The following is a 13,628-nucleotide window of genomic DNA, read 5'->3' as shown; positions in this document are numbered from 1 at the left end:
TTTTTGACAGAAAGGATGTCACGATGAATTATTGGAAACGAGCGAAAAATAGTATTTTTAGAACTAAAGGAAAATCGGTAATCTTATTTGCAGTTATTTTTGTTTTAGGAAATGTGATTGCCGGAGCGATTGCGATTCAGCAATCGACGGGCAATGTTGAGAAGAAGATGAAACAGCAGCTGGGAGCGACAGTTTCCGCTGAACCTGATTTGAATAAGCTGTTGGAACAAAACGAAAACGGCGAAGTCCAGTCTATGACACGTCCGGATAATTTAAAGGAAGAGACAATCAAAAAAATGGGCGCCTCGCCTTATGTGAAGGACTACGATTATAGTTACATGGCCTACTTGAATGTAAAAAAATTCAAGACTTATGAAATGAAGCAGCAGGGCGATGTGCAGGTGGCAACGCCGTACAAATCGATGACTTTAAAAGGCAGCAACAGCACAGAACCGATGGACTTTAAAAATAAAAAGGTCAAACTGGTCGATGGCCGAATGCTTACGAAGGAAGAATTGACGGGGAAAAAGCCAGTCGCTCTAATCTCGAAAAAAGTAGCCGATGAAAATGGTCTATCCGTTGGCGATCAAATGGTGCTGGATACAGTTACCTTGACGCCTAAAGAAGATGGTACGCTTGATTCGCAGGATTCGACAGAACATGCGGTTAAAATCGTGGGTTTGTTTGAACCAATTAAGCTGGAAAAAAAGAAAAGCGATGGTCAAAACGGTCAGGATGCTTTAAATCAGCAAATTACCGAAATGGAGCAATACAATACGGCGTTTGTTTCTAATGGGGTTGCTCGTGACATCAACAAGATCGAGACGGACAATCTGCCTGCGGACCAAAAAGAAGAAGTCGAGGAAGAAGTATCACCAGTCTTTACCTTGAAATCGCCAGATGATGTTGGCGCGTTCAAAGCGGAAATTAAACCACTGCTGCCGGATGGCTACAAAGCCGTTGCGTCTACCGATGAATTTGATAAAGTCGGAGCAAGCGTCAAACGTTTGTCCAAGATTTCCGGCTATGTTGTTTTATTGGCCGTTTTAGCATCCTTATTGATCATTTCTCTCGTCGTTGTGCTCTTTATGAAAGATCGCCGTCACGAGTGGGGCATCTATTTATCTCTAGGAGAACAGCGAAAGAATATTATGAAGCAGGTCGTTGCCGAATTATTTGTGATCAGTCTCGCGGCACTGTTGATCTCCCTCATCTCAGGAAACATTTTGGGGAAAATGGTCTCGGAATCATTGATTGCCGGGGACACGATGGATCAAGCGGCGCAAAATATCGGAAATCAAATCGTTTCGATGGGCGGCGGATCAGTCTTAGGTTCTTCGTTATCAAGTCAAGATGTGTTAAATAACTATGAGGTCCGCTTCTCTATGACTTATATCGCGACCTATCTCATCGCTGGGATCGGGACAATTCTTTTAGCTGCCATTTTACCGCTGACCTATGTGATGCGGCTTAATTCTAAGAAAATCATGATGTAGTAGTCGATTTCGACGTTTAACTACAAACATGAAAAAGCAGATAACGATCAATTAGGAGGAAAAACGATGACCATATTAGAGACAAGAGAGCTCAGCTATTTCTATCAGGATGGCGGAAAACGCCGCATGATCTTGCAAGATACTTCCGTGAAATTTGAAAAAGGACAATTTTATACCATACTTGGGGAATCCGGTTCGGGAAAGACGACCTTTTTATCCTTAATCAGCGCGTTGGATGCTCCAACTTCAGGTGAGATTTTATATAACGGAGAGGACATCAAGCAAATCGGCTATGACCGTTTTCGCCGCGACGATGTCAGTATTATTTTTCAGAATTATAACCTCGTCCCATATTTGACCGGACTGGAGAATGTCTTAGTGGCGATGTCAATCACAGATAACGAAATGCCGCAAGATATGCAGGAAATTGCCTATAATCTTTTGGATTACATTGGAATCACCAAGGCAAAAGCGGATCGGTTAGTCAATCAGCTCTCAGGGGGTGAACAGCAACGGATCGCGATCGCGCGAGCATTAGCGACCAATGTCGATATCATTTTGGCAGATGAGCCAACAGGAAATTTAGATGTAGGGATGGAAAAAGAGATTGTCACGATCTTTAAAGAATTGGCGGCGATCCACAATAAATGTGTGATCGTGGTGACCCACTCGCGAGAAATTGCTGAACAGTCGGATCAGACCTTCTATTTAAATCAGGGTGAGCTGTTGCCGTATGAGTGATTTTCTATCGAATTTTAATGGGGATAATTACGATCGAAGAAAACAAGAAAAAGAACCGATTGAAGAGACAGTAGAAAAAGTAGAGAAGATGCCGAAAAAAGACGCTCCCTCGAAGGAGTCGAAAAAGTCGCCAGATCCAAAAATAAAACGCAGAAACAGAGCCCCGCAGGAAGAGGAAGGGATCGATCCCGCCTATAAGCAGCAGAAAAAACGAAAAAGACGTTGGATAATCTTGGGCGCTATCGCAGTTAGTCTGCTGCTGGGTTTCATTTATTATCAGCAGACCCATGTCAAAGTTCCTAACTTTGTCGGTAAAAGTCTGACGGATATGCAGGTCTGGGCATCGGAAAATAAACTAAAGCCCAAGGTCAAACAATCCTATGACCGGGTAAAAGAGGCCAATACAATTCTAGCGCAAGAACAAAAGGCGGGATCAAGGATCAAAAAAGGCGATGTATTGAATGTTACGAATAGCTTAGGGGCTGATCCTAAAGAGAAGATTCCGTTACCCGACTTTATGAAAATGAACAAACAGCAAGCCGAGCAATGGATCAAAGAGCATAAAGCAGAGAATCTTTCCTTGATCGAAGAGTTTAGTGACACTGTAGAAAAAGACCGGCCGCTCCGCACGGAAATCGCCAATGCAGAGGTAACGCCGGAAAATTATCAGCGAAAAGATGCCGCAAAGGTGTACTACTCAAAAGGAAAGCAGACCTACCAAAAAGACATCAAAGTCCCGGACTTCCAGAGAAAACCTCGCAGTGAAGTCGAGAGCTGGGCGAAAAATAATGAGATCGATCTGACTTACGAGGAGAAAACGTCTAATGATATTCCTGCTGACAGTATCATGGAACAAAGTATTCCTAAGGACGAAAAAATCGCGAAAAAAGATAAAATGACCGTTACCGTTTCATTAGGAAAAGGCTATGTTGTTCCTAATTTTGCGGATTACAGCTTGGAAGATGCGGGGACCGCTTTGGAAGGGGTGCAGGTACAGGCAAAAGGGATTTATACTGAAAATCTGCCTTATGGTCAAATGGTCTCGCAAAGTGTTGAGGCGGGAAAGGTTTTAAGCACAAAAGATAATTTAACAATTAAAGTCCTATACTCGTTGGGCCGACCCTACATGAAGGATTTGCGAGGAACGATGGTGGAAGGCGGACTGCAAAAATACTTCCATGAGGAGTTTCAATCAAAAGGCGCCAACATCAATTATGTCATTCGGCGTGTAGACTCAGATCAGCCTAAGGGAACGGTCGTAGGAATGAGCCACTTTAGTGATTATGTCCCGTTAAATCTGACAGTATCAATCGATATTAGCCTGGGAAATTTAGGTTCAGCACCAACCAGCTTCCCGAATAATAATGGCGGAGGTGACAGTGAAGGAAATCAAGAAAAACCGAGCGAATAAAGGTTCGGTTGTGATCAAATGATCGATTAATATAAGTGAAATGAAAATATAAATTATAAACTCATTCAGCTTTTTTAGTGAATGAGTTTATTTGTGTGCGTTACAATATAACTATTTGTGTTATAATATTAATTATATTGACATTAAAACAATTGATAATATCATTTATTGGCTTTTTTAAAATGGAGGCTTTAGAAATGGAAGAAACAACAAAAGAACAAAACAAGATTCGCCGCGTGACGCTGCTTATTTCCGTACTGCTGATCGTAAGCAGTTTAGGAAGCTATCTCGTGTATCAGCATTTTTATCAGCCGGTGCTGCAGGTGACCTTTGTCAGCAAGAAAGTTTTGCCAAAAACTGGAACGACGGCAAGATCCTCCCGAAAAGCAAATGCCCCTCAGACCAACAAAAAAAGTACAACGACAAACAGTGTATCGAAAGAATTGGAACACGATCCGCTGAATCAGGAGCTGACAGTCGATGAAAATCGTTCAAGACAGGCGGTCCCAATGTCTTCTGCAAAAATTTTCAAATTGAGTGATCGAATCGAAGTTTTACCGTAAGCTGGTCAAATTTGCCGATTAGGTCAAAGCCACTCCGCCCAAGCTTGTTTTAATCTCGCAACACAGTCGGGGATGTCCGCTAAATCAATTTTACTGAACCCGAGAAATAATGTATTGGGCGGGCATTCCGCCTTTTCCTGCCAAAACTGCATAGTAGAGTAAACTTTGACGCCTCGTTTTAATGCCTGATTGATCAATTGCTTCTGCTGAACTTCTTGTGTAAATGTCAGCAGAAAGTATTGTCCACTGCCGTTGCTGGAAATTTTGATTTTATCCTTTACATCTGCCAGTTCAGCGGTAAAGGCCTCTAGTCGTTTTCGAAACGTATGATTCAAACGGCGAATATGGCGTTCATAATGCCCGGTCTCTATTAAACGGGCAATCACATATTGATTCAGTAATGGGACACTGCTATTGTAAAGTTCAAACATTTCGAGATAACGCTGGAGCAGCTGCGGCGGCAAAATCATATATCCCATTCGGATCGAAGGGGATAAAGCTTTTGAAAAAGTTCCTAGGTAGATAACCCGATCGTGTTCGTCGATCGATTGCAGGGCCGGAATCGGCTTGGAATAATAACGTAATTCACTATCAAAATCGTCCTCGATAATGAAAGAACCATTTTGCTCCGCCCAATCCAATAACTTGTAGCGCCGGTCAATCGATAGCGTCGCACCAGTCGGAAATTGATGAGAAGGCGTCGCATAAACGGCCCGAACAGTTGTTTGCTCAGGCAGTTCGGAAACGATCAAGCCTTCGTCGTCGACTGGGATAGTACGAATAGGGATTTTATTTGTTCGAAAAACCGCAGCCGCTTTATCAAAACCTGGGTCCTCCATTAGCAGCGAGTCTTGTTCAAATGGAATCAGTTTACAGAGATATTCTAGGGACTGCTGCAGGCCGCAGGTAAGGATCAGCTGACTTTCGTCACAATGGACGCCACGGGTTTTCGCTAAATAGGCCAACAGATTTTTCCTTAAATAAATTTCGCCTTGTTTGTCTTGATACGAGGAAAGGCGGGCTTCATCTGCTAAAAAATCAAGACAGTCGATCGTGTAGCGTTTCCATAATTTTTTCGGGAATAGTTCACTGGTTTGACTGCTGTTCGTTAAATCATAGACCACCGTTTTGGAAGGGCTGCTCGTTGTTGAGGAGCTCTTTTGCTTTTTTGTGATTTTTTCTTTTTTTATGGATAATCGAGGAACTTTTTTAACCCGCAGACCGATCCCTTTAGCCGAGTGAACATACCCTTCTGCGATTAATTGGCTGTAAGCAGTATTCACTGTGTTGCGGCCAACACCTAAAATTTCCGCAAAGGCGCGGCTGCCGGTTAGAAGATCATCTTCTTTAAGCGCTTCTGTTAAAATTTCCTCTTTGATTTGGTCATAAATCTGAGCATACAATGGCTCGTTGCTTTGTCGATTCAGATAGATCATAGCATCACCTCGTTCTTCAAGTGGTTCCATCATTATTTTGTTTAGTGGGTCTTTTTATAGTACCAACGCCAGTATATCATACTCTCAAGAACAGCTAAGAAGATGGTGGAGGTATAGAAAATGAATCAACGAACCAATGATACAAAAAATATTTTGCTTGAATTAGTTGCGGTGGCTTTTTTGGCTACAGGCGGAATCTTCGTCAAACTTAGCGGATTGTCGCCGATTAATACGGGCCTTTATCGAGTCCTTTTTGCCATTCCTTTCCTGTTTCCCTTGGCATATAAAGGGTTGCGGACGCTTACCAAAAAAGATATTCAGATTCTTGGCTTGGCTGGGATCTTTTTAGCCGGAGATATTGCTCTATGGAATCTTTCATTCAGCTATACATCGGTGGCAAATGCGAACTTGCTGACAAATCTGACGCCTTTTACGGTAGTTCCTGTATCTTATTTTCTGTTTAAAGAAAAACCGCCAAAATTCTTTTTGATTGGAGCAGCAGTTACTTTGATCGGTGTTTTTGTCTTATTAGGCGGAAAGGCAAATCCCGTTTCGGCCAATTATTTTGGTGATTTCTTGGCCTTTAGCGCTTCGATCTTTTATGCGGGTTTTCTGTTGATTTCTTATCGTTTGCGGGATCGGTATGAGAGCAGTGTGATCATGTTTGTGAGCGGGTTCGGCAGTATTATTACATTAGGCGGAATGGCTGCGATAACTGAAGGCATCCAAGTGCCCAGCAGTATTGGGGAACTAGCTCCTTTGATTGGTTTGACTCTTTGCTTGCAGGTGATCGGCCATAACTTACTGGCTCACTGTCAGGGAAAGCTAAATGTAAATCTATCGGCAATCGTGTGTTTGTGCCAACCGGTGATTGCGTCGATTTATTCATTTTTCTTTTTCGCTGAAAAATTATCATTAATAGAACTAGCCGGGATTTTACTTGTGATACTAGGCGTTTTCTCAGTTAAGGCGCAATATACGGCCAAGAAAACGATCCCTGTCAAAAAGACAGCTGAATAAGCCAAAGAGCAGAAATCTTTGCGTAGTTTAAAAGTAATTGAAAATACTTACGCAAAGAAAGCGTTGACATACGATTTTTTCTCCCTTACAATGGTGGTGAGAAAACTTAAATCAAAGCAACGGTGGTAGTTGCTGCTTTGAGTATGTTACTGATTATGCAGGCAGAACTCAAATTACCTTGGGATAAATACGCTATCCTCAGGTAATTTGGGTTTTTTTGTTTGGAAGGAGGGAAAACATGATAATCAGTCAAATTTTGAACAATAATGTAGCCATTGTAAAAAAAGGTAGCAATCAACAAACACGCGGCAATGAAGTCATCGTTTATTCAAAAGGTGTGTCTTTTAAACACAAGGTCGGTGATAGTATCGAGGAAAAGGAAATCCAGAAAACCTATGTACTGGATTCACACGATAAATTGGAGCATTTCAGTTATTTACTTTCAAATACCAAAGATGAATACCTTCAGATCGTGACGAAGACGATTGAATACGGTGAGAAAGTCATTCAAAAAAGTGTCTCCGATTATCTCTATTTAGCACTTCTCGATCATATTGATTTCGCGATGAAGCGCCTGAAAAAAGGTCAAATCGTCAAAAGTCCATTGGATTGGGAGGTACGAAAATTTTATCCTGATCATTATCAAATCGGCTTATATGCCGTGGATTTGATGAAGCAGGCTTCAGGGGAAGAATGTCCGAATGAAGAAGCGGTTTCGATCGCTCTGCATTTCATTAACCTGCAAAATCAGGGAGATGAAGCCGACAACATGATGAAGATGATGGAGGCAGTGCGTAATATTCTGTCGATCGTCAAGTATCATTACAAATTAGATTTCAAGGAAGACTGCCTCAACTATATTCGTCTAGTCACACATTTACAGTATTTTATCGTTCGCATGTATAAAGATGAAGCACATACGTCAAATGAGACTGAGCTGAATCGACAAATTCGCAAACTTTATCCAGAAGCTTACAGTTGCGTCAATAAAATACGAATTTATGTCCGAGACACGTTTGAAAAAGAACTATCGGAGGATGAAGAGGCCTACTTGATGCTTCACATCCAGCGTGTCACGAAACGAGAAGAGGAGAATTAATATGGAATACAAAGAATTTTGTCTCCAGCTGATTGAACTAGTCGGCGGGAAAGAAAATATTCAAAGTGTCACGAATTGTATGACTCGCCTGCGCTTCAAATTAAATGATCGCAGCATCGCAAAAACAGATGAAATCAAGGAACTGGCGGACGTGATTGATGTCGTGTCGAATGATGTCGCTTATCAGGTTATCATCGGGACACAAGTCCAAGATATTCGTCCCGAGATGAACAAAATTTTGGGATTAAGTGGTGAGAGCAAACAAACAGATTCGGGGGAGAAAGAAAAATTTATCACGATGGCTTTGCGGATTTTATCAGAAGCGATGGGCCCGATCTTGATTCCGATCATGGCAGCCGGGTTGTTGGCCGGAATTTTGTCATTAGTATCTTTGACCGGATTGGTATCGGCTGAAAGCTCGACCTATCTGATCTTAGATAGTATTCGTCAAGCAGTTTTCTTCTTCCTACCTGTCCTGATCGCGATTTCCTTTGCTCGCCGATTAGAGGTTAACGAATATCTCACGGTCACGATTGCCTTGACTTTAATGTCTGATGCGATCAACGGGGCAAAGGGATTAGATTTTCTTGGCTTGAAATTACCAGAAACGACTTATTCGAATTCATTTTTCCCGATTATTTTAAGCATCATCTTTATGAAATATGTCGGAAAAGCATTGGAAAAAGTCATGCCGAAAGCCCTGCAATATTTCTTTAATCCAGTTTTGATTTTGATTATTACTTTACCAGTAACCTTGATCTTATTTGGACCATTGGGAACGTATATTGGTGATGGTCTAAATTTTGTCTTTGAATTTATCGGCAATACCTTTGGCAGTTGGAGTGTCGTGATGCTGTATGCCGCATTGCAGCCGTTCTTGATCACGATCGGCGCGGGGAACTTTATCATCCCGATCTTCATGAATTCCTATGCGACATTAGGATACGATCCAGTCTTTACTGCTGCGTGGATCATCTCTGATATTGCGGTCTGTGGAGCAGTCGTTGGTTATTTCTTCCGTTCAAAAGATCAGAAACAAAAGCAATTGTTTGGGACAACTGCGTTTAGTGCCTTTATGGGTGTAACTGAACCAGCCGTTTATGGGGTATTTGTAAAATATCGCCGTCCATATATTGCGGTGATGATTGGCGGTGGACTGGGTGGTTTATTCGCCGGTTTGATGAAAGTCGTAGGATATGCGCCAGTCGGATTGTTCGGCTTGGCTTCATTTATCGGAAAAGACAACTACTCGAACTTCTATATGATGTTAATCGCTGTAATCATTGGGTTTGTCGGAGCTGGAATCGCGGCCTTCATCTTAGGAATCCCCAATGATGAGGAGGTTGAAGCAAAACAAGCAGCACCAGTAGAAATGGATGCAGAAGCCGTTACTAAATTGTTGATCAAAGCCCCTGTGAAAGGGAAAAATGTCGCACTAAGCAATGTGAACGACAAAGCCTTCTCTTCATCAGCACTTGGGAAAGGATTAGGGATCGAACCGGAAGAAGATACAATTCATGCGCCAGTAGATGGGGAAGTGGTCAGTCTATTCCCAACCAATCATGCGATTGGCATCAAGACCGATTACGGTGTAGAGATCCTGATCCATATCGGGATCAATACCGTTGAGTTGGACGGCAAGTATTTTGAAACGTTTGTTAAACAAGGGGATAAGGTTTCTGTCGGCGATGCGATTTTAAAAGCTGACATGGCGGGGATTCGCGGTGAGGGTTATGACCCAGTCGTTATCACAGTGATTACTAATACAGCGGATTATTTAGATGTTCTGCCATCGCATGATACCAGCTTAAGCAGTGAAGAAGACTGCCTAACAGTCGTAGTCTAAAAAATGGAGGGAAAAGAATGACAAAGTTAGCAAATGATTTTTTATGGGGCGGCAGTATCGCGGCTCATCAGTTAGAAGGTGCTTGGCAAGAAGGCGGCAAGGGTCCGGCAATCATGGATTTTGCCACAGCAGGCTCCGCAACAACGGCAAGAGAATACACAAAAACGATCGAAGCGGGCAGAAAGTATCCTTCCCATGAAGGAATTGATTTTTACCATCGCTACAAAGAAGACATCCAACTTTTTGCCGAAATGGGCTTTAAGAGTCTGCGGATTTCTATCGATTGGTCACGAATTTATCCAAATGGGGATGATCCAGAACCTAATCAAGCAGGGATCGAGTTTTATCAAAATGTCGTTGATGAACTGTTGAAATACAACATTGAACCGATCGTTACCTTGTATCATTTTGAATTACCAATGAATTTGGTGACACAATACGATTCTTGGAAAAACCGTAAAGTAATCGATTTCTATTTGAACTATGTAGAAACAATGGTGAAAGCTTTAAAGGGAAAAGTGAATTATTGGGTTACCTTCAATGAAATGAATCACATTGATCCGCAAACGGAAGCATCGGATATGTTTACTTATATTTTGGCTGGACTGAAATACAGTGAACTTGAGGGAAACAAGAAGGAAGTTTTAGCCGTGATGGGCTACAACATGACTTTAGCAGGTGTTAAGGCGGCCAAATTAATTCGTCAAATTGATCCGGCAAGTAAAGTCGGCTGCGTTTTTGGGATCACGCCAACCTATCCGTTGAATTGCGACCCGGTTAATGTGTTGAACGCATTTAAAGAAATGGATCGCGATTTTTACCAGATCGATGTGATGTGCAACGGTGAATTTCCGAAGTACAAGCTGAAAGAGTACGCGGATATGGGGATCAACATCGGGATGACTGAGGAAGATAAACAGGCATTCGCGGCTGGAAAACTCGACTATCTTGGGATGAATTACTATATGACAGATGTCGCGCGTTATGAAGGCGGCGAAGAAGAGGAAGAGTCATTATTTGGCGGAATACAGAACCCTTACCTTGAAAAAAGTAAATGGGGCTGGGGCATTGATCCAATCGGTCTGAGATATCTCTTAAATTATACCTACCGGAGATATGGTTTGCCGATCATCATTTGCGAAAATGGCCTAGGAGCAGTTGATGAAATTGGACCAGACGGTGTCGTTCACGACGATTACCGCATCGATTTTCTACAGAAGCATCTCAGCGAACTAAAAAAAGCAGTTGAAGAGGATAAGGTGGATTGCTTTGGCTACTTGATGTGGGGACCAATCGACCTAGTTAGCGCCACGACTGGTGAAATGAAAAAACGTTATGGCTTCATTTATGTAGATAAGCATGATGATGGGACCGGTGATCTTTCCAGAAGCCGCAAAGACTCGTTCTATTGGTACAAACATTTGATCGAGACTAACGGGGAGGAACTGTAGACATGAAGAAGAATTTCGGAACATTGCTGGTTTGCCTGTTGGGATTAACAATAATAGGCGGTTTTTCCAAAAATAATGAAGCAGAAGCCGCAAAGAAAAATGATGAGGTCACGGTTTACTTGATTCGTCACGGAAAAACCTTTTTCAATACGACCGGGCAAGTTCAAGGGTTTGCGGATTCACCGCTGACGGACAAAGGAATCAGCCAAGCCAAAAAACTTGGTACAGGACTAAAGGATGTAACATTTGATTTAGCGTATTCAGGCGATCTAGGTCGCCAGAGAAATACAGCAAAACTGATTCTTTCCAAAAATGACAATAAAAAGCCAAAATTAATGGAACACGATGGCTTCAAAGAATGGAACTACGGCGGTTACGAAGGAAAGACCGACAAGGAAATGTGGACACCGATCTTTGAAGCGAACGGCTTCAAGCTGGATGATGATTGGTCTGATTACGATAAGCTGGTGGAGAAAATCGGCGATGATGGAATCGCGAACGCCATTGCTGAAAATGATCCCTTGAAGGCGGCAGAAAATTATGACGAAATCACGACACGTGGAAAAGCAGCCATGGCCAAAGTAATCAAGGATGCTAAAAAGACCAACGCCAAAAACGTCATGATCGTCTCTTCCGGCGGGATGATTCCCACACTGTTAGAACTGCTAACTCCAAATGAATACAATGGAGAAATGATGGATAATTGCAGTGTGACGACGCTTAACTACAAAGATGGCAAATATACGTTAGATAAAATCGGCGACACTCAGTATATCGAATAAAAAAAAATCCCCTCATCGAATTTTCGGTGAGGGGATTATTAAGCTTATCTTAGATTTGAAAAGGCACCTAATTTTGTCAGCAATTCATCAAAACCTGGAACCGTTTCTTCACGATTCCAATCACGTTGCAATTCGCAAGCAAGTTGAGCGATAGAAGTTAATTGCGCACCGGCTTGTTCAACGCGACGCAAAGCAGTTTCATGTGCAATTGGTGAAGTTCCGCCGACAGCATCAACGATCGGATAGACTTCATAGCCTTCTTTTAATGCGTCTAATGTTGGGAAGGTCAGGCAAGCTTCCGTCCACAAAGCGACGATCAAGATTTTTTTCCGTCCAGTTGCCTTGATGGCTTCATTATATTCTTTGTCTTCCCAAGCATTGATCGAACTGCGGTCATATGAAGGGACATCTTCGCCAATGGCTTTCTTCAAGACTGGGATCGTATCGGTATTCCAGCCTTTTTCAACGTTTACAGTAGAAAGGACGATCGGGATATTATAAAGTTTTGCCAGCTCAATAACGATTTCCGTATTGCGGATCAATTCTGAACGATTCATTGAATTGACCGAGTTGATTTGTGTCGGTTGATAATCGATCACAGTTAACACGGTGTTTTCTGGTGAAAGTAATTCGTCTTCGGTTCTTTTAGCATAGCTAGTCATTCTATCCACTCCTAATTCCTATTAATGTATTTTTCTTACATAAAAAATAGCTCTGAGGATGTTGCTGAATACTATTCTGTTAATAAAATGAATCTCTCTAGAAATTAATTTCAAATTTGTTTGAATAATAGTGACATTCATTTGATTAACATGACTATTGTACTGCTTATCTAAAAAAATCTCGAAGATTTCGTTTTATTTCGCTTCTATTAGCCTTTTTAGAAAAAGCGCTCCGGCATTAGAGAAAATCTGTTTCTTTTTCCAAATAACAGTGATCCGTGAAGTAAGTGCAGGGGCGAGGGGGATGAAAACTAATCCGCTGTCTTTCGTATTGATAATGCCATCGATACAAAATGCAACGCTAGTTCCTTCTTTAACGAACAATGAGGCATTGTAAAGCAAATTATAAGAGCCAATGACAGGGTAATTGGCCAAGTTTCCTCCTAACCATTCTGACAGTTGGTTATTCACAAGTGTTTGATTAGAGATCAGCAGCGCTTGATCTTTCAAATCATCTGGGGTAACAGCTTCTAACTGAGCCAGCTCGTGTGTATCACTGACCAAGACACCCCAACGATCCGAAACGGGAAGTGGGACATACTCGTATTTTTGTTTTTCTACTGGATCGATCACTAAGCCGAAATCCAATAGGCCTTTGTCGATCTTATCTTTTACATCGTCCGCGTTTCCGCTGTACATATGAACATTGATATCGGGATAGCGTTTCATCAAATCATTCAAAATGACTGATAAAAATTGGAAAGCCTGCGTTTCACCGCCGCCAATCATAATATCACCGCCGATGACTTCGTTTTTTTGCAAGTTTGACGTTGTAGCATTTACGAGTGATAAAATCTCCTTTCCGCGGTTTTGCAGATAGACACCGTCTTCGGTGAGAGAGATTTCACGGTTTCCGCGAATAAAAAGCTGTACTCCTAATTCTTCTTCAAGGTCTTTTAATTGTTTTGACAAGGTCGGTTGGGAAAGATGCAATACTTTTGCGGCGTTACTGATTGTTTTTTCTCTCGCGACAGTCAAAAAGTAATTCAATACACGTAATTCCATCTTATTTCCTCCTATAACTAAAAACGATAGTTGGCTATTCAATATAAGTATTATTC

The 13,628-nt window shown here is 41.9% G+C and carries 12 protein-coding genes; 9 read left to right on the top strand and 3 right to left on the bottom strand.

Annotated features, from left to right (window positions below; translation table 11 throughout):
• Positions 1 to 23 precede the first annotated feature (23 nt).
• The 4 genes from I585_RS13010 (at position 24) to I585_RS12995 (ending at position 4,211) form a co-directional block, all read left to right on the top strand.
• Complete coding sequence (locus I585_RS13010; protein ID WP_010742253.1) at positions 24 to 1,496, top strand: ABC transporter permease; 1,473 nt, start codon at positions 24 to 26, stop codon at positions 1,494 to 1,496.
• Positions 1,497 to 1,562: 66 nt separating this feature from the next.
• Positions 1,563 to 2,237 carry an ABC transporter ATP-binding protein gene (locus tag I585_RS13005; protein ID WP_010742252.1) on the top strand — a complete coding sequence of 225 codons (675 nt, stop codon included), beginning with the start codon at positions 1,563 to 1,565 and terminating at the stop codon, positions 2,235 to 2,237.
• Complete coding sequence (locus tag I585_RS13000; RefSeq protein WP_010742251.1) at positions 2,230 to 3,648, top strand: PASTA domain-containing protein; 1,419 nt, start codon at positions 2,230 to 2,232, stop codon at positions 3,646 to 3,648. Before I585_RS13005 ends, I585_RS13000 begins: the two co-directional genes overlap by 8 nt.
• Before the next feature lie 197 nt (positions 3,649 to 3,845).
• Entirely contained in the window at positions 3,846 to 4,211 is a 366-nt protein-coding gene (locus I585_RS12995) for a hypothetical protein (RefSeq protein ID WP_010742250.1), read from the top strand.
• A 23-nt stretch (positions 4,212 to 4,234) separates the two neighbouring features.
• Here the strand turns inward: I585_RS12995 and pdxR are convergent, their stop codons facing one another.
• Positions 4,235 to 5,647: a MocR-like pyridoxine biosynthesis transcription factor PdxR gene (gene pdxR / locus I585_RS12990; RefSeq protein ID WP_010742249.1), complete on the bottom strand. Its 1,413-nt coding sequence runs from the start codon at positions 5,645 to 5,647 to the stop codon at positions 4,235 to 4,237.
• Between the two features lie 120 nt (positions 5,648 to 5,767).
• On the opposite strand from pdxR, the gene I585_RS12985 reads away from it, so the two are divergent.
• From I585_RS12985 to I585_RS12965, 5 genes are all read left to right on the top strand, one after another.
• Positions 5,768 to 6,667 (top strand): DMT family transporter, encoded by a 900-nt coding sequence (locus tag I585_RS12985; protein ID WP_010742248.1) that lies wholly within the window; start codon positions 5,768 to 5,770, stop codon positions 6,665 to 6,667.
• Positions 6,668 to 6,905: 238 nt separating this feature from the next.
• The gene (locus tag I585_RS12980; RefSeq protein ID WP_010742247.1) at positions 6,906 to 7,766 is read left to right on the top strand and encodes a PRD domain-containing protein; all 861 of its coding nucleotides are present in this window, start codon (positions 6,906 to 6,908) and stop codon (positions 7,764 to 7,766) included.
• Between the two features lies 1 nt (position 7,767).
• On the top strand, positions 7,768 to 9,612 hold the full coding sequence (locus I585_RS12975) for a beta-glucoside-specific PTS transporter subunit IIABC (RefSeq protein WP_010742246.1): 1,845 nt from the start codon (positions 7,768 to 7,770) through the stop codon (positions 9,610 to 9,612).
• A gap of 17 nt (positions 9,613 to 9,629) precedes the next feature.
• On the top strand, positions 9,630 to 11,063 hold the full coding sequence (locus I585_RS12970; protein WP_010742245.1) for a family 1 glycosylhydrolase: 1,434 nt from the start codon (positions 9,630 to 9,632) through the stop codon (positions 11,061 to 11,063).
• A 2-nt stretch (positions 11,064 to 11,065) separates the two neighbouring features.
• On the top strand, positions 11,066 to 11,845 hold the full coding sequence (locus I585_RS12965; protein ID WP_010742244.1) for a histidine phosphatase family protein: 780 nt from the start codon (positions 11,066 to 11,068) through the stop codon (positions 11,843 to 11,845).
• A gap of 44 nt (positions 11,846 to 11,889) precedes the next feature.
• Here the strand turns inward: I585_RS12965 and I585_RS12960 are convergent, their stop codons facing one another.
• Positions 11,890 to 12,507 (bottom strand): isochorismatase family protein, encoded by a 618-nt coding sequence (locus I585_RS12960; RefSeq protein WP_010742243.1) that lies wholly within the window; start codon positions 12,505 to 12,507, stop codon positions 11,890 to 11,892.
• A gap of 195 nt (positions 12,508 to 12,702) precedes the next feature.
• Complete coding sequence (locus I585_RS12955; protein WP_010742242.1) at positions 12,703 to 13,572, bottom strand: LysR family transcriptional regulator; 870 nt, start codon at positions 13,570 to 13,572, stop codon at positions 12,703 to 12,705.
• Positions 13,573 to 13,628: the final 56 nt, after the last annotated feature.

The organism is Enterococcus malodoratus ATCC 43197 (assembly GCF_000407185.1).
In the GTDB taxonomy this organism is placed as follows: Bacteria; Bacillota; Bacilli; order Lactobacillales; family Enterococcaceae; genus Enterococcus_A; species Enterococcus_A malodoratus.
Note: the sequence above shows the minus strand (reverse complement) of the source record. Positions and strands in the feature narration are given on the sequence as shown.